This is a genomic window from Arthrobacter celericrescens, from assembly GCF_003614925.1.
Lineage (GTDB): Bacteria > Actinomycetota > Actinomycetes > Actinomycetales > Micrococcaceae > Arthrobacter > Arthrobacter celericrescens.
Map to the genome: position 1 here is coordinate 32,540 of NZ_QYLP01000036.1, position 16,854 is coordinate 49,393.

Consider the following 16,854-nt stretch of genomic DNA (forward strand, 5'->3'; position numbering starts at 1 on the left):
AAACTTCAAGGAGACACCATGCCCACCGCCAACACCACCTCCCTGGACCACTACGAAGTCTGGTTCCTTACGGGCAGCCAGCACCTCTACGGCGAGGACGTCCTGAAACAGGTAGCCGCCCAGTCCCGGGAAATCGCCGAGCTCCTGAACGCCTCCTCCGAGGTCCCGGTCAAGCTCGTCTGGAAGCCCGTGCTGACCGATTCGGACGCCATACGCCGCACCGCACTGGAGGCGAACTCTAACGACTCCGTGATCGGCGTGACTGCCTGGATGCACACCTTCAGCCCGGCCAAGATGTGGATCCAAGGGCTGGACCTGCTCCGCAAGCCGCTGCTCCACCTGCACACCCAGGCCAACCGGGACCTGCCGTGGGCGGACATCGACTTCGACTTCATGAACCTCAACCAGGCAGCCCACGGCGACCGCGAGTTCGGCTACATCCAGTCCCGCCTGGGCGTGCCGCGCAAGACCGTGGTGGGCCACGCCTCCAACCCGGAGGTCGCCCGCCAGCTGGGCACTTGGCAGCGTGCCGCCGCGGGCTGGGCCGCCGTCCGCACCCTGAAGCTGACCCGCTTCGGTGACAACATGCGCAATGTCGCCGTCACCGAGGGCGACAAGACCGAAGCCGAGCTGCGCTTCGGCGTCTCGGTCAACACCTGGTCCGTGAACGAACTCGCCGACGCGGTGCACGCCGCGGAAGAGTCCGACGTCGACGCCCTGGTTGCCGAGTACGAGCGCCTCTACGACGTGGCACCGGAGCTCACGGTGGGCGGCGCCCGCCACGAATCGCTGCGCTACAGCGCCCGGATCGAACTCGGCCTGCGGTCCTTCCTGGAAGCCAACGGCTCCGCTGCCTTCACCACGTCCTTCGAGGACCTGGGCGAGCTGCGGCAGCTGCCGGGCATGGCCGTGCAGCGGCTCATGGCCGACGGCTACGGCTTCGGCGCCGAAGGCGACTGGAAGACCGCCATCCTGATCCGCGCCGCCAAGGTCATGGGCGCCGGCCTGCCCGGCGGCGCCTCCCTGATGGAGGACTACACCTACCACCTCGCGCCCGGCTCGGAGAAGATCCTCGGCGCCCACATGCTCGAAGTCTGCCCGTCCCTGACCGCCACGAAGCCCCGCGTCGAGATCCACCCGCTCGGCATCGGCGGCAAGGAAGACCCGGTCCGCATGGTGTTCGACACCGACGCCGGCCCGGGCGTCGTCGTCGCGCTGTCCGACATGCGCGACCGCTTCCGCCTCGTGGCGAACGCCGTGGACGTCGTCGAGCTCGAGCAGCCGCTGCCCAACCTGCCGGTGGCGCGCGCGCTCTGGGAACCGAAGCCGGACTTCGCCACCTCCGCGGCCGCGTGGCTCACCGCCGGCGCGGCCCACCACACGGTATTGTCCACGCAGGTGGGCCTGGACGTGTTCGAGGACTTCGCCGACATCGCCAAGACCGAACTCCTGACCATCGACGAGGGCACCACCATCAAACAGTTCAAGAAGGAACTCGCCTGGAACGCCGCTTACTACAAGCTGGCCGGCGGGCTGTGACCGGGCACGTGGACGAATACCCCATCCGCTCGGGGGAGTACAGCGCCGTTGTCACGGCACACGCCGCGGCGCTGCGCGTACTCCGTCACCGGGAACGGGACCTGGTGGTCCCGTTCCCGGCCGGCGGCCCTATCCCCGACTTCCGCGGCATCATCGCCGCGCCCTGGCCCAACCGGATCGCGGACGGGAAGTACACCTTCGACGGCGCCGGATACCAGGTCCCGAGCAACGAGCCCGCCCGCGGCTGCGCCCTCCACGGCTTCGCGTTCGAACAGGACTGGACCCTGGAATCGCACGAGGAATCCGCTGTCACGCTCTTCTGCGAACCCGCGCCGACGGCGGGATACCCGCACGCGCTGCGCCTCACCGCCGAGTACCGGCTGACGGAGGCCGGGCTGCGCATCGCCGTCACCGCGGCCAACCTCGGCGGCACGGCGGCGCCCTACGGGGTCTGCCCGCATCCGTACCTGGTGGCGGGGCCGTCACGCCTCGATGAATGGGTCCTCGAGATTCCGGCCGGAACGTTCCTTGAGGTCACCCCGGACCGACTGCTGCCGAAGGAAACGCGCAGCGTGGAAGGCCACGCCTTCGACTTCCGCTCGCCCCGCGCCATCGGCGGCACGGAGATCGACCACGCCTTTACGGATATAACGTTCGACGGCGGCGGGCAGGCGCGCGTGCTGGTCCGGGACCCCGGCGGGACCGGCGTCGGAATGTCCTGGGACAGCAGCTGCCGCTGGCTGCAGATCCACACCGCGGACAAGGAACCGCCGGCGCCGAACCGGCTTGGCCTGGCCGTGGAACCCATGACCTGCCCGCCGGATGCCTTCAACAGCGGAAGGGATCTGGTGCGGCTCGAAGCAGGCGCCACGCACAGCACGGCGTGGACTATCTTCGCGGTGTGACCCACGTTCCGAACCACAAAGCCGCGCCACGTCCTCCCGTCATGGAGGACGTGGCGCGCCTGGCCGGGGTATCCCACCAGACGGTGTCGCGGGTCCTCAACGCCCACCCGCATGTCAGCGCCGCCACCCGTGCGCGCGTCGAACGTGCCATCGCCGACCTCGGCTACCGCAGGAACACCGCCGCCCGCAGCCTCGTCACCCGCCGCTCCCAGGCGATCGGGGTCCTCGGCGCCGGAATGGGCTTCTACGGCCCCGCCAACACCCTCCTCGGCGTCCAGCAGGCCGCACGCGAGCAGGGCTATTCGGTGAGCATGGCAAGCCTCAGCCGCGTGACGCCGTCGGGTATCAGGGACGCCCTGGAACACTTCATGCTCCAGCCGGCGGACGGCATCGTGGTGATCGCGCCGCACGAAACGATGCTCGCGGCCCTGCGCAGCATCGACGTCCCCGTGCCGCTCGTCACGGTGGGATTCGGCGCGGCGGGATCCGGTGCGGACGGTTTCGGCGCGGCGGTTTTCGGTGCAGACGGGCGCCCGGGCGACGTCGCCGTGGACCAGGCGGCCGGTGCCGCCCACGCCGTCCGGCACCTCCTCGACCTCGGCCACACCTCCATCGCGCACATCTCCGGGCCCCCGGACTGGATCGACGCCGCCGCACGCACCGAAGGCTGGCGGCACACCCTCGCAGGCGCCGGCCTCGCCCCCGGCCCGCTTCTCCAGGGCGACTGGAGCGCCGGCAGCGGCTACCGCGCCGGCCTGGAACTCGCGGCGTCGGCGCAGGCCACGGCCGTGTTCGCTGCCAACGACCAGATGGCCCTCGGAGCACTGCGTGCCTTCAGCGAGGCCGGCCTGCGCGTCCCGGAAGACATGAGCGTGGTGGGCTTCGACGACCAGCCGGAAGCCGCTTACTTCGTCCCGCCCCTCACCACCGTCAACCAGGGCTTCAAGGAGCTCGGCGCCCGCTGCATCGGCATGCTGCTCGCCGACATCGAGGGCGGAGCCGCCGGAACCGGCTCGGTGCTCAGCCCCGGCCTCGTCGTCCGGGCGTCAACGGCACCCCGCTGATAGCGCGCGCTCCCGCACAGCTAAGTACGACGGCGGCCCCGCACCTTTTTCGCGAAAGGTGCGGGGCCGCCGTCGTCGTCCCGGTTCTAGCCGGCTACCGGGCTGCGGGGACCGCCACCGGCTCGGCCGGGGCCTTGACGTCCTCCGCCGCGGGCGGGGTGGTCCGGAACTTGAAGCGCTTGGCGATCGAGGAGCCGCCGCCGGCGCGGTTCTTGTTGAAGATGTCGAAGCCGACGGCGAGCAGGAGCACCAGGCCCTTGATCAGCTGCTGGTAGTCGGTGCCGAGGCCCAGGATTGACATGCCGTTGTTGAGGACGCCCATGATCAGGCCGCCGATCATCGCGCCGGCCACGGTTCCGATGCCACCCTGCACGGCGGCACCGCCGATGAAGGCCGCTGCGATCGAATCCAGCTCGAAGCCGGTGCCGCCCGCGGGCTGGGCGGAGTTCAGGCGGGCGGTGAAGATCAGGCCCGCCAGCGCGGCCAGGACGCCCATGTTCACGAAGAGCCGGAAGGTGACCGCCTTGGTCTTGATGCCCGACAGCTCCGCGGCGTGCAGGTTCCCGCCGATGGCGTAGGTGTGGCGGCCGAAGATGCTGTTGTTCATCAGTGCCGAGTAGCCGATCACCAGGGCGGCGAGCACCACCAGGACGATCGGGGTGCCGCGGTAGCTGGCCAGCAGGAAGGTGATGGCGAGCATGAGCAGCGCGATGAAGGCCGTCTTGGTGGCGAACCAGGCCAGCGGCTCGTTTTCCAGGCCGAGTGCGCCGCGGACCCGGCGCTCCTTGATGGACTGGAACAACAGGGCGGCGGTGCCGACGACGCCCAGGAGCACGGTGAGCCACTCCAGCACCGAGGTGCCGCCGGAGATGTCCGGCAGGAAGCCGCCGCCGAGGGCACGCAGTTCATCCGGGAACGGCGTGATCTGCTGGTTCTTCAGCGTGATCAGGGTCAGGCCGCGGAAGATGAGCATGCCGGCCAGCGTGACGATGAAGGCCGGGATGCCCACGTAGGCGATCCAGTACCCCTGCCAGGCGCCGACCAGCGCGCCCACCAGCAGGCACGCGGGAATCGCGGCCCACCAGGGCCAGCCCCAGTGCACGATCATCACGCCGGCCACGGCCCCGATGAATCCGGCGACGGACCCCACGGAGAGGTCGATGTGGCCGGCGATGATGACCATCACCATGCCGATGGCCAGGATCAGGATGTAGCTGTTCTGGACCACCAGGTTGGTGACGTTCTGGGGCTGGAGCAGGATGCCGTCGGTGAGGAGCTGGAACAGCAGGACGATCAGGATCAGGGCGACGAAGATGCCGACCTGGCGGAGCCGGCTTGCCAGGAAGCCGAGGGATTCTCGTAGGGCGGACATGCTCGCTATTCCTTCTCTTGGGTCATGTAGTGCATGAGGGTCTCCTGCGAGGCCTCGGCGATGGGGACTTCACCCGTGACGCGGCCGGCGGACAGGGTATAGATCCTGTCGCAGATGCCGAGCAGCTCGGGAAGCTCCGAGGAAATCACGATGACGGCTTTGCCCTCGGCCGCGAGCCCGGCGATGATCGTGTAGATCTCGAACTTGGCGCCGACGTCGATGCCGCGGGTGGGCTCGTCAAGGATCAGCACATCGGGATCCGAGAACATCCACTTGCTCAGCACCACCTTCTGCTGGTTGCCGCCGGAGAGTTTCCCGGTGATCGCGGACACGGCGGGAGCCTTAATGTTCATGCTCTTCCGGTAGCCGTTGGCCACGGTTGTTTCGCGGTTCTTGTCCACCCAGCCGCGCCTGGCCAGCTTGGGCAGGGCGGCCATGGAAACGTTCCGCTTGATGTCGTCGATCAGGTTCAGGCCGTAATGCTTCCGGTCCTCGGTGGCGTAGGCGATCCCGTGCGCGATAGCCCCCGGAACCGTGGAGGTGTCGATCTCCTTGCCGTACTTGAACACCTTCCCGGAGACGGCCTTGCCGTAGCTGCGCCCGAAGACGCTCATGGCCAGCTCCGTGCGGCCGGCACCCATCAGCCCGGCCAGGCCCACCACTTCGCCCTTGCGGACGTGGAGGCTGGCGTTGTGCACCACGGTGCGGCTGTGGTCCTGCGGGTGCTGGACGGTCCAGTCTTCGATGCGGAGCACCTCGTCGCCGATCACGGGAGTCCGTTCCGGGTAGAGGCTGTCCAGGTCCCGGCCAACCATGCCGCGGATGATGCGTTCCTGGGTGATCTGGCTCCGGCCGTCTTCACCCCCGTCCAGGCGAAGCGTCTCGATCGACTTGCCGTCCCGGATGATGGTGACGGCGTCCGCCACCTTGCGGATCTCGTTCAGCTTGTGGCTGATGATGATGCTGGTGACGCCCTGGCCCTTCAGGTGCAGGATGAGGTCCAGCAGGTGATCGGAGTCCTCATCGTTCAGGGCCGCCGTCGGCTCGTCCAGGATGAGGAGCTTGACCTCCTTGGACAGGGCCTTGGCGATCTCCACCAGCTGCTGCTTGCCCACGCTGATGTGCTGGATCGGCGTCACCGGGTTCTCGTCCAGGCCCACCCTGGCCAGCAGCTTGGCCGCCTCCAGGTTGGTCTTGCGCCAGTCCACCCAGCCGCGGGAGGCGATCTCGTTGCCCAGGAAGATGTTCTCCGCGATGGACAGGTACGGGCTGAGGGCGAGCTCCTGGTGGATGATCACGATGCCGCGCTTTTCGCTGTCGTTGATCGACGTGAAAGTGCACGGTTCGTTCTCGAAGAGGATGTCGCCGTCGAAGGTGTTGTGCGCGTAGACGCCGGAGAGCACCTTCATCAGGGTCGACTTGCCCGCACCGTTTTCGCCGCAGATCGCATGGACCTCGCCGCGGTTCACGTCCAGGGTGACATCCTGGAGGGCCTTGACGCCGGGAAACGTCTTGGTGATCCCGCGCATCTGAAGAATGGGTACGTTCATGGTGGCTACTTGACGTCGGCTTCCGTGTAGTAGCCCGCGTCGATCAGCTCCTGCTTGTAGTTGTCCTTGGTGACCACCACGGACTTCAGCAGGTACGCCGGAACCACCTTGACCTTGTTGTTGTAGGTCTTGTCGTCGTTGATTTCCGGCTGCTGGCCCTTCAGGGAGGCGTCCACCATCTTCACGGCCTGCTCGCCGAGCTTGCGGGTGTCCTTGAAGATCGTGGAGTACTGCTCGCCGGCGATGATCGACTTGACCGAGCCCTTTTCCGCGTCCTGGCCGGTCACCACGGGCAGCTTGTCCTTGGCGTAGCCGCCGGTGCTGGTCAGGGCCGAGATGATTCCGATGGACAGGCCGTCGTACGGCGAGAGCACGCCGTCGAGCTTCTTGCCGGAACCGTACGCGGCGGTGAGGATGTCCTCCATGCGCTTCTGCGCCGTGGCGGCCTGCCAGCGCAGGATGGCGGCCTGCTCGAACTTGGTCTGGCCGCTGGGCACCTTCAGGGTTCCGGCGTCGAGGTAGGGCTTCAGGGTGTCCATGGCGCCGGTCCAGAAGAAGTTCGCGTTGTTGTCGTCCGGGCTGCCGGCGAACAGTTCCACGTTGAACGGGCCTTTGCCTTCGACCTTCTTGCCGTCGGCATCCAGCAGCCCGAGGCCGGTCAGCAGCGACGTGGCCTGCTGGACGCCCACCTCGTAGTTGTCGAAGGTGGTGTAGTAGTCCACGTTGGGGGTGCCGTTGATCAGGCGGTCGTAGGCGATGACCTTGACGTTCTGTTCCTTGGCCTTGGCCAGGACGTCGGTGAGGGTGGTGCCGTCGATGGCGGCGACGATCAATGATTTCGCGCCTTTGGTCAACATGTTTTCGATCTGGGAGACCTGCGTGGGAATATCGTCATTGGCGTACTGGAGGTCTGTCTTGTAGCCGAGTTTCGTGAGGGACTCGGAGACGTTCTTGCCGTCCGCGATCCACCGTTCGGAAGTCTGGGTCGGCATGGAGATTCCCACCAGGGCGCCGGAAGCGTCGGCGCCTCCGCTGGCCGGGGCCGCGCCCGGCCGGCTTCCGCACGCGGTGGTACTTGCTGCAAGGGCCAGGACGACGGCGACGGCGCCCAGGAGCTTCTTGATTCTCACGTTGTTCTCCTTCCGCGGCCCACTGGGGGCGGCGAATCGTGCTTGCGCGGGAGCGTCGGTGCTCGTCGCGTGGCCGGCCATCTGCGCCCGGCATGGTGGTGTCAGCGCCACGTGGATTTCCTGCTGTAATTCCTTGTGATGCTGTTAGCGCTAACAATTAATGGACATGATATCCCCCGAAGTCCTGTGAAGCAACTCACAGGACGCCGGGGGATGGAGGTCAGTCCTGCAGGAAGAAAGTGGCTGCCGGGCGCTCCTCCCTACCGGGTTTGGCGACACACAGCACGCCGTCCCTCAGGAGCAGGTACGAGCCCGGAATGTCGGCCGATTCGAAGGAGGCTCCGGCGGAGTCGGAAAGGCCGGCCCGCTTCAGGAACGCCGACGACGATCCCTCCGTGGCGGCGATGGTCACCGCCGAACCCTGCGCCGTTCCCTGCAGCCGGAGGTAGTGGCCCTTGGCCAGGACCGGTTCGATGACCACCGAGTTCTTCTTGGCGTAGCCGGGAGCAATGCGGAACTGGGAGGCGCCCAGGGCGGGGGAGGAAGCGGCGGTGACGGTCACGCCGTCGTGCGCGAGGAAGCTGCCGGGCACCGAGGCGGGCTTGAAGCGGACCGGAAGTTCGCCGTCGCCCACCGGGACGCCGAAGTCCGGGGTGCCGTCCGCACGCCAGTGCAGGTGCTGGACCCGGGCGTGCCGGTTGGGGTCGTAGAGCGGATCGCCCACGATGCTCCGGTAGGAGCGGGCGTGGTAGACGAGCACGTCGTTGCCGTCCTCGTCCACGGTGAAGGAGTTGTGCCCGGGCCCGTACTGCTTGGAACCGTCGTTGGTGGTGAACACCGGCGTCGGCGTCTTCGTCCAGGAGGCGGCGCTGAGCAGGTCCGCGGAGGCGTCCGCCGTGAGCAGGCCCATGCAGTAGTTGGCATCGGTGGCGCTCGCGGAGAAGGTGACGAAGACCCGGCCGTTCCGCGTGAGCACCGCCGGGCCCTCGTTCACCTTGTAGCCGCGTGTCTCCCAGTCCAGGGTGGGGACGGCGATGCGGACCGGGGCGCTGGAGAGCGTGGACGGCGAGGACATCGAGGCGATGTACAGGCTGGAGTTCACGCCGGTGTCGCTCTGGGCCCAGAGGAGGTAGCGGATGCCGGCGTGCTCGAAGGTGGTGGCGTCGAGGGAGAACGTATCCGCGTGGGTGTACACGCGGACGGGCGGTCCCCAGACGGCGGCGGTCGGATCGGCGGCATCCGTGGAGATAACGTAGATGCGCACCCGGAAGACGTCGTTGCTGTCGCCGGCGGCGAAATAGATGTGCCACTTGCCGTCGAAGTGGTGCAGTTCCGGGGCCCAGATGTGCCCGCCCATGGTGCCGGACGCCGGGCGGGTCCAGACGACCGTTTCCGTTGCGGCACCCAGCCCGGCGATGGTGGCAGAGGATCGCAGGACGATCCGGTTGTACTCGGGGACGGACCCCGTGAAGTAGTACTTACCGTCCGTGTGCTTCATGAGCCACGGATCCGCCCGTTTCGGGACGACCGGGTTGATGACGGGGGGTTCCTGAGCGGGCGCGGCGGCGGCGCCGGGGGCGAGCAATAGGCTGCCCGCCCCGGCTCCCGCGAACGCGGCGGCGGCTGCTGCGGCGCTCCCCGAACCGAGGAGCAGGCGGCGGGACAGGTGGCGGTTCATATCCATGGGGTGGTCCTTTCGGCGGGCATCGGCCAGCGGTGGCGGTGGTGCAGGGTCAGGTGGTTTTCCGGGTGAAGAGGCGTTGCAGCAGGATGAAGGCCAGCAGGAGGGCGCCGATGACGATCTTCGTCCACCACGAGCTGAGGGTTCCGTCGTAGGCGATGAAGGTCTGGACGATGCCGAGGACCAGCACCCCCACCACCGATCCCAGGACATAGCCCGTGCCGCCGGTCAGGAGGGTTCCGCCGATCACGACGGCGGCGATCGCGTCGAGTTCCATGCCCTGGGCGGCGAGGCTGTATCCGGAGAGGCTGTAGAAGGAGAACAGGATGCCGGCCACGGCGGAGCAGAAGCCGCTCAGCGCGTAGACAAGGACCTTGGTGGTGCGGACGGGCAGGCCCATCAGCATGGCCGAGTTTTCGTTGCCGCCGATCGCGTAGACGGTCCGGCCGAATCGGGTGTGGTGCAGCACGAAGAACGCCGCCGCAACGATGGCCAGGGCCAGAATCACGCCGGGGGAGACGAAGAGATCGCCGGGAAGCGGGATCTGGGCCTGCGCCATGCCGGTGAAGAAGCCTTCGGTCACGGGAATCGAATCGAGGCTGATGACGTAGCAGAGGCCGCGGGCCAGGAACATGCCCGCAAGGGTCACGATGAACGGCTGGATCTCGAAGTGGTGGATGATCAGGCCCATCGCGAGTCCGAGGGTGCTGCCGATCAGCAGCACCAGGACGATCACCGCGGCCGGGTTCCAGCCCTGCTGCAGCAGCGTGGCGGCCACCATCATGGAGAGCGCGACGACGGCCCCCACCGAGAGGTCGATCCCGCCGGTGAGGATCACGAAGGTCATGCCGACGGCCAGGACGATCAGGAAGGTGTTGTCGATGAACAGGTTCAGGAACACCTGGCCTGACAGGAAGCTCGGGTACATCCCCGCACCCACGGCGAACATGGCGAGGAAGAGTCCGAGCGTTGCGAAGGTGGGGGCGTAGCGGGCGTTCCCGCGCAGCTGCCTGCGCGGTGCGGAGCCCTTCCGGATGGCGAAGGGTGCGAGCGTAGAGTTCGGGGACATCAGAGGGCCACCTCTTCCTTGGCGGGTTCCGTTGCGGCGGGCCGGGCGGGGGCCTTGACGCGGGCGAACAGCTTCCTGGCCTTGGGCGCCTGGAGCAGGCAGACGGTGATGACCACCAGCGCCTTGAAGACGAGGGTCACTTCCGGCGGAATCCCGAGGGTGTAGACCGTGGTGGTCAGGGTCTGGATGATGAAGGCGCCCACCACGGTGCCGGTGAGCGTGTAGCGGCCGCCTGCCAGCGAGGTACCGCCGATCACCACGGCCAGGATGGCGTCCATCTCGATGTAGAGGCCGGCGTTGTTGGCGTCCGCCGCCGTGACGTTGGAGCTGATCATGAGGCCGGCGAAGGCTGCGCAGACGGCGCTGAAGACGTAGACGATCCACACGATGTTCCGCGACCGTAGGCCGGCGAGACGGCTGGCCACCGGGTTGATGCCGACGGCTTCGATGAGGGTGCCGAGCGCGGTGCGCCGGGTCAGGCCCGCGGCCAGCACGAAGACGGCCGCCGTGATCAGGATCGAGACCGGCAGCGTGAACAGGTAGCCGGCGCCGATCGCCTTGTAGCCGTCGTTCGTGACCGAGATGATCTGGCCGCCGGTGATGAGTTGTGCGATGCCGCGGCCGGCCGTCATCAGCACCAGGGTGGCGATGATCGGCTGGACGCCGATGGTGGCCACCAGGAATCCGTTCCAGGCGCCCACCGCGAGGCCGGCGACGACGGCGATCAGGACCGCCGTGAGTGCCGTTGCGGGGGACCCCGGTTCCGGGGAGGCGGCGATGTAGGCGCAGGATGCCGCGCCGGCGATGGCCACCACGGCACCCACCGAGAGGTCGATGCCCCGGGTGGCGATCACCAGGGTCATGCCAAGGGCGATGAGGATGGTGGGTGCGCCGTTGCGCATGATGTCGATCAGGCTGCCGTACAGGTGTCCGTCCTGCATCCTCAGGGCCAGGAAGTCCGGGCGGAAGAGCTGGTTGAGCAGCAGCAGCGCGGCCAGCGCGATGACCGGCCAGGCGAGGCGGTGTTTGAGCAGGGATGTCATTGGGTACCTCCGGCGATGACGGCCATGACGTCTTCGGCGCAGACGCCGTCGTTGTTGATTTCGGCGACCTTTTCCCGGTCCTTGATGACCGCGATCCGGTCGCTGACGCGCAGGACTTCCTCGAGCTCGGAGGAGATGAAGAGCACGGACATGCCCTCGGCGGCGAGCCGGTTCACGAGCTTCTGGATCTGGGTCTTCGCGCCGATGTCGATGCCGCGGGTGGGTTCGTCGAGGATGAGGAGTTCCGGATGGGTGACCAGCCAGCGGGCGAGGAGCACCTTTTGCTGGTTGCCGCCGCTGAGGTTCTTGATGAGGGCATCGGGGTTGGCCGGCCGGATGTCCAGCGCTTCGATGTATTCGGCCACCAGTTCGTCCTGGGTCCGGCGGGGGATGCGGCGGGCCCAGCCCTTGCTGGCCTGCATGGCCAGCACCAGGTTGTCGCGGACCGACAGGTCCCCGATCAGCCCTTCCTTCTTGCGGTCTTCCGAGCAGAAGGCGATGCGGCGGTCGATGGCGGCACGCGGGGAGCGGATTTTCCTTTCGTTTCCCTTGATCCTGATGAGTCCTGCGTCTGCCTTGTCGGCGCCGAAGAGCAGCCGGGCGATCTCGGTACGGCCGGCGCCGAGGAGTCCGGCCAGTCCCAGGACCTCGCCCGGGTGGATGGACAGGTCCACGTTCGCCACGGAGCCTTTGCGGCCGATGCCCTCGGTTTCCAGGAAGGGCGTGCTGCCTTCTTCGGAACGGGTGCGCGTCCGGGCGGGCGCCTCGTCCAGTTCGGCGAGGGCCTCCAGCTCCTTGCCGATCATCTTGGAGATCAGGCTCATGCGGGACAGGTCCCGGGTCAGGTATTCGCCCACCAGCTTTCCGTTCCTGAGCACCGTCATGCGGTCGGAGATTTCATAGACCTGCTCCAGGAAGTGCGAAACGAAGAGGATGGCCACCCCGCTGTCCCGCAGTTGGCGGATGACGCCGAAGAGCTGGGCCACTTCGCCCGCGTCCAGGCTCGACGTCGGTTCGTCGAGGATCAGGACCTTGGCGCTGACCTCCACGGAGCGGGCGATGGCGATCAACTGCTGGACCGCGATGGAGTGGCTGGACAGCAGGGACCCGGGATCGACGTGCTCCAGGTGCAGTTCCGCGAGGACCTCCCGCGCACGGCTCCGGACTCCCTTCCAGTCGATCGATCCGCGGCGCCGGGGCTCGCGTCCCAGCAGGATGTTTTCCTCGACGGTGAGGTTGGGGCAGAGGTTGACTTCCTGGTAGACGGTGCTGATGCCGGCGGCCTGGGATTCCGCCGGCGCGGAGAAGCGCTTGTTCTCTCCGAGCACCGTGATGGTTCCGGAGTCGATCGTGTACACCCCCGTCAGGGCCTTGATCAGGGTGGACTTCCCGGCGCCGTTCTCGCCCATCAGGGCGTGGACCTCGCCTTGGTAGAGCCGGAAGCCGACGCCGTCGAGCGCCTTCACCCCCGGGAAGCCGATGGAGATATCGGTCATCTCGACGACCGGAACGATTTCGTTCATCCTCTTGTCTTTTCTGTGCTGGGTCTTCTTGCGGCCGGAGACCGTACGACGGCGGCGCTGGGCCGCCGCCGCACGGTACTTCCGGGAGCGCCGGGACCGGGTACGGGCCTAGTAGGGGCGCGTGGCCAGGACCTGCTTGGCCTGCTCCTGCGTGAAGGTGGTTTCCTCCGTGACGACGCGCTCGGGCACGCTCTCGCCGGCGACGACCTTCTTGGCCAGGTCCATGAGCTGGTCGCCGAGCATCGGGCTGCATTCGACGATGTAGTTGATCTTGCCGTTGCTCAGGGCGGTCATGCCGTCCTTGACCGCGTCGATCGTGATGATCTTGATGTCCTTGCCGGGCACCTTGCCTGCCGCTTCGATGGCTTCGATGGCGCCGAGGCCCTCGTCATCGTTGTGCGCGAACACGACGTCGATGTCGGCGTTGTTCTTCAGGAATGCCTCCATGACCTGCTTGCCGCCGCTGCGGGTGAAGTCGCCGCTCTGGGAAGCGATGACCTTCAGCTTCGGATCGGCCTTGATGGCTTCCTGGAAACCTTCCTTGCGGTCGTTGGCCGGGGCGGAGCCGGTGGTGCCCTGGATTTCGACGATGTTGACCGTGTCGCTGGCGGACTTGGAATCCTGCACCAGCCATTCGCCGGCCTTCTTGCCTTCTTCCACGAAGTCGGAGCCGAGGAAGGTCTTGTACAGGGACTTGTCCGCGGAGTCGACAGCGCGGTCGGTGAGGATCACCGGAATCTTCGCGTTCTTGGCTTCCTTCAGCACGGTGTCCCAGCCCGATTCCACCACCGGCGAGAAGGCGATGACGTCCACCTTCTGCTGGATGTAGGAGCGGATGGCCTTGATCTGGTTTTCCTGTTTCTGCTGGGCGTCGGAGAACTTAAGGTCGATGCCGGCCTTCTTGGCCGAGTCCTGGACCGACTTGGTGTTGGCGGTGCGCCAGCCGCTTTCGGCGCCGACCTGGGCGAAGCCCATCGTGATCTTGTCGGAGCCGGAGGTGCCGGCAGCGCCGCCGGCGCCGGCGGTTCCACCGCAGGCAGTGAGGGTCAGCAGGGATGCGGCGGCCACCGCAAACAGGGATTTCTTGAACACAACTTCCTCCCGGAGGCGTAGGTACATGCAGGCGGGAGAAACTCGTACACCGCCATTGCTGCAAGTGAGCTGATGCGCTCTGCGAAACATTGTGAACGCTAACAATTTGGTCGTCAAGTAGCCTGTGTCACAAATCCGGGCCAGCGCGGAACCGGCTCCTGGCTTTTGAAAACCCCCTTTACAAGTGGCGCCGCCATGGCGAATACTCGTTTCCGGCGGTCCCGTTGTTAGCGTTCACAACCGAGGGATGCCGCCCCGATCCAGTGCCGCAGTCCCGGCGGACCATTCAATGGAGAAAGGCCCTTTCCCATGTCACACAAAGCAAGCACCCCCGCCAGGAAGGTATGCACCATGGTGCTCGCCGGCTCCCTGGCAGCAGCCGTCCTGGCCGTCGCGCCGGCCATCGGCGCCAGCGCCGAGCCCACCGAGAACCGGACCATCACCGTCAACGCCGCGCAAAGCGGCCCCGCCATCGATCCGGCGATGTACGGAATCTTCTACGAGGACATCAACCAGGGCGCCGACGGCGGCATCTACGCCGAACTCGTGCAGAACCGCTCCTTCGAGTTCAACTCCGCCGACAACCGCGCCTACACGCCCATGACCGCGTGGGAGACGCTGCGGCGCGGCGGCGACGGGACGGTCGCCGTCGTCGACGATGACAACCGCCTGAACGGGAACAACCGGAACTACCTGCGGATCGATGCCACCAGCGCGGGCGCAGGCAGCGGGGCCGGCGTCGGCGTCCGCAACAGCGGATGGAACGCCGGGCAGAAGCTCGAAGCGCGCAAGAAGTACGACTACTCGGTGTGGGCGCGCACCACGAACCCCGCCGGATCCACCCTCGCGGTGACGCTCGAAACGCCCGAAGGGACGCGGCTGGCCCTGGCCACCGTCAAGGTCAAGGGCGACAGTTGGGCGAAGTACACGGTGACCCTCTCGCCCAAGAGCTCCACGGCCGCCGGCCGCCTCGCCACCGTTGTCCAGGGCACCGGTACCGTCCGCCTCGACATGGTTTCCCTGTTCCCGCAGGACACCTGGAACGGCAGGGACAACGGGCTCCGCAAGGACCTCGCCGAGAAGATCGCGGCGCTGAAGCCGGGCTTCCTGCGCTTCCCGGGCGGCTGCATCGTCAACACCGGCAACTACGACAGCTACTCGGCACCCAACTACACCCGGGCGCGCACCTACCAGTGGAAGGAAACCATCGGCCCGGTGGAGCAGCGTCCGGCCAACCGGAACTTCTGGGGCTACAACCAGAGCTACGGGCTTGGCTACATGGAGTACTTCCAGTGGGCCGAGGACATGGGCGCCATCCCCGTGCCGGTTGTGCCCGTCGGCGTGACCGGCTGCGGAGATAACAAGCAGGCCCCGGACCAGGCCACCTTGGACCGCTACATCCAGGACACCCTCGACCTGATCGAGTTCGCCAACGGCGACGCCAGCACCACCTGGGGTGCAAAGCGCATCGCCTACGGCCACCCGGAACCCTACAAGCTGGACCGCATCAGCCTGGGCAACGAGGAGTACAAGCCGGAATTCAAGGCGTACTTCACCCAGTTCTACAACGCCGTCCGCAAGGCTCACCCCGGGATCAAGATCATCGGGAACACCGGCCCGTTCAGCCAAGGACCGGAATTCGACGACCTCTCAGCATTCAACGCCACCACCGGCGTGGACCTGGTGGACGAGCACTACTACAACGAGCCGTCCTGGTTCCTGAACAACAACCACCGCTACGACTCCTACAGCCGCGACAGCTACAAGGTGTTCCTCGGCGAATACGCCTCCAAGGGCAACAAGCCGGACAACGCCCTGGCCGAAGCGTCCTACATGACCGGACTCGAACGGAACGCCGACGTGGTCAAGATGGCGTCCTACGCCCCGCTGATCGCCAACGAGGCCAACACCCAGTGGAGCCCGGACATGATGTTCTTCGACGGGACCACGGTGCGGACCACGCCCAACTACGAAGTCCAGAAGCTGTTCATGAACAACACCGGAACCGCCGTAGTGCCGAGCACCCAGCTCAACCCCGCGTCCATGGTGGTCCCGATCGCCGGCAAGGTGGGCCTGTCCACCTGGGCAACCTCCGCCAAGTACGACGACGTCAAGGTCACCGCAGCCGACGGCAGCACCCTGTTCAGCGACGACTTCTCCGGAACGGCCGCGGCCTGGACCGGCAACGGCACCGGGTCCTGGTCCATCCAGGACGGCGGCTACGTCCAGTCCAGCACCACCGCGCAGAACACCATGGTCACCGCCGGGAACGCAGCCTGGAACAACTACACGCTCAGTACCAAGGCCACCAAGCTGGCAGGTTCGGAAGGCTTCCTGGTCGCCTTCGGCGTCAAGGACACCGGGAACTACTACTGGTGGAACCTGGGCGGCTGGAACAACTCGAAGTCCGTCGTCGAAAAGGCCGTCAACGGCGGCAAGACCAACGTCCTGGAAAAGAACACCGTGATCCAGACCGGCCGCGAATACGATATCCGGATCGAGGTCACCGGACGCACGGCCAAGCTCTACCTGGACAACGTCCTGTGGGGCACCGTGGATGACACCCAGGCCGATCCTGTCTACTCCGTGGTCACCAAGGATGCCGCATCCGGCGACACCATCGTGAAGGTGGTCAACACCTCCACCGACAAGACCCCGGTGGACATCAAGGTGGACGGCGCCGCCACCATCGGCAGCACGGCGGCGGTGACCACACTGGCCCAGACCGCCGACGGGCTGAACCTGGCCCCGGCGTCGAGCACGTTCAACGGCGCCGGCACGGCGTTCACCTACACGTTCGAGCCCAAGTCGGTCACCTTCATCCGGCTCGCCGCAGGCTCCGGAAAGTAGGCAACCACCAAGGCCCCATGGCTTTGACCGGGAAGG

At 66.8% G+C, this 16,854-nt stretch carries 12 protein-coding genes; 4 read left to right on the plus strand and 8 right to left on the minus strand.

The window, feature by feature from the left end; genetic code table 11:
* Window positions 1–18 precede the first annotated feature (18 nt).
* The 3 genes from araA to D3654_RS09395 are packed head-to-tail and all read left to right on the plus strand — an operon-like array spanning window position 19 to window position 3,508.
* Entirely contained in the window at window positions 19–1,539 is a 1,521-nt protein-coding gene (gene araA / locus D3654_RS09385) for an L-arabinose isomerase (protein WP_120521237.1), read from the plus strand.
* Window positions 1,536–2,444 carry an aldose 1-epimerase family protein gene (locus D3654_RS09390; RefSeq protein WP_120521238.1) on the plus strand — a complete coding sequence of 303 codons (909 nt, stop codon included), beginning with the start codon at window positions 1,536–1,538 and terminating at the stop codon, window positions 2,442–2,444. Before araA ends, D3654_RS09390 begins: the two co-directional genes overlap by 4 nt.
* 41 nt (window positions 2,445–2,485) lie before the next feature.
* A complete protein-coding gene (locus tag D3654_RS09395) occupies window positions 2,486–3,508 on the plus strand; it encodes a LacI family DNA-binding transcriptional regulator (protein WP_120521239.1) in 1,023 nt (340 codons plus the stop codon).
* A 94-nt stretch (window positions 3,509–3,602) separates the two neighbouring features.
* On the opposite strand, the gene mmsB is transcribed toward D3654_RS09395, so the two are convergent.
* The 8 genes from mmsB to D3654_RS09435 all read right to left on the minus strand — a co-directional run bounded on the left by mmsB (window position 3,603) and on the right by D3654_RS09435 (window position 13,968).
* Window positions 3,603–4,880 carry a multiple monosaccharide ABC transporter permease gene (gene mmsB, locus D3654_RS09400; protein ID WP_120521240.1) on the minus strand — a complete coding sequence of 426 codons (1,278 nt, stop codon included), beginning with the start codon at window positions 4,878–4,880 and terminating at the stop codon, window positions 3,603–3,605.
* Between the two features lie 5 nt (window positions 4,881–4,885).
* Window positions 4,886–6,430, minus strand: a complete 1,545-nt coding sequence (gene mmsA, locus D3654_RS09405; protein WP_120521241.1) for a multiple monosaccharide ABC transporter ATP-binding protein — start codon at window positions 6,428–6,430, stop codon at window positions 4,886–4,888.
* Window positions 6,431–6,435: 5 nt separating this feature from the next.
* Entirely contained in the window at window positions 6,436–7,560 is a 1,125-nt protein-coding gene (chvE, locus tag D3654_RS09410) for a multiple monosaccharide ABC transporter substrate-binding protein (protein ID WP_120521242.1), read from the minus strand.
* A 220-nt stretch (window positions 7,561–7,780) separates the two neighbouring features.
* Window positions 7,781–9,244, minus strand: coding sequence for a family 43 glycosylhydrolase (locus D3654_RS09415; RefSeq protein WP_120521243.1), 1,464 nt, complete (start codon window positions 9,242–9,244; stop codon window positions 7,781–7,783).
* 49 nt (window positions 9,245–9,293) lie between these two features.
* A complete protein-coding gene (yjfF, locus tag D3654_RS09420; RefSeq protein ID WP_120521244.1) occupies window positions 9,294–10,310 on the minus strand; it encodes a galactofuranose ABC transporter, permease protein YjfF in 1,017 nt (338 codons plus the stop codon).
* Window positions 10,310–11,353, minus strand: a complete 1,044-nt coding sequence (locus D3654_RS09425; protein WP_120521245.1) for an ABC transporter permease — start codon at window positions 11,351–11,353, stop codon at window positions 10,310–10,312. Before D3654_RS09425 ends, yjfF begins: the two co-directional genes overlap by 1 nt.
* Complete coding sequence (locus D3654_RS09430; protein ID WP_120521246.1) at window positions 11,350–12,876, minus strand: sugar ABC transporter ATP-binding protein; 1,527 nt, start codon at window positions 12,874–12,876, stop codon at window positions 11,350–11,352. Before D3654_RS09430 ends, D3654_RS09425 begins: the two co-directional genes overlap by 4 nt.
* 108 nt (window positions 12,877–12,984) lie before the next feature.
* Window positions 12,985–13,968, minus strand: a complete 984-nt coding sequence (locus tag D3654_RS09435) for an ABC transporter substrate-binding protein (protein ID WP_245413163.1) — start codon at window positions 13,966–13,968, stop codon at window positions 12,985–12,987.
* A 309-nt stretch (window positions 13,969–14,277) separates the two neighbouring features.
* Between D3654_RS09435 and D3654_RS09440 the strand changes: the two genes are divergently transcribed.
* Window positions 14,278–16,818 (plus strand): alpha-L-arabinofuranosidase C-terminal domain-containing protein, encoded by a 2,541-nt coding sequence (locus D3654_RS09440; protein WP_120521248.1) that lies wholly within the window; start codon window positions 14,278–14,280, stop codon window positions 16,816–16,818.
* The last annotated feature ends 36 nt before the right edge of the window (window positions 16,819–16,854 follow it).

Coding starts and splice junctions, on each gene's coding strand:
- araA (WP_120521237.1), top strand. CDS start 19: ATGCCCACCGCCAACACCACCTCCCTGGACCACTACGAAGTCTGGTTC.
- D3654_RS09395 (WP_120521239.1), top strand. CDS start 2,486: ATGGAGGACGTGGCGCGCCTGGCCGGGGTATCCCACCAGACGGTGTCG.
- mmsB (WP_120521240.1), bottom strand. CDS start 4,880: ATGTCCGCCCTACGAGAATCCCTCGGCTTCCTGGCAAGCCGGCTCCGC.
- mmsA (WP_120521241.1), bottom strand. CDS start 6,430: ATGAACGTACCCATTCTTCAGATGCGCGGGATCACCAAGACGTTTCCC.
- D3654_RS09415 (WP_120521243.1), bottom strand. CDS start 9,244: ATGGATATGAACCGCCACCTGTCCCGCCGCCTGCTCCTCGGTTCGGGG.
- yjfF (WP_120521244.1), bottom strand. CDS start 10,310: ATGTCCCCGAACTCTACGCTCGCACCCTTCGCCATCCGGAAGGGCTCC.
- D3654_RS09425 (WP_120521245.1), bottom strand. CDS start 11,353: ATGACATCCCTGCTCAAACACCGCCTCGCCTGGCCGGTCATCGCGCTG.
- D3654_RS09430 (WP_120521246.1), bottom strand. CDS start 12,876: ATGAACGAAATCGTTCCGGTCGTCGAGATGACCGATATCTCCATCGGC.
- D3654_RS09440 (WP_120521248.1), top strand. CDS start 14,278: ATGTCACACAAAGCAAGCACCCCCGCCAGGAAGGTATGCACCATGGTG.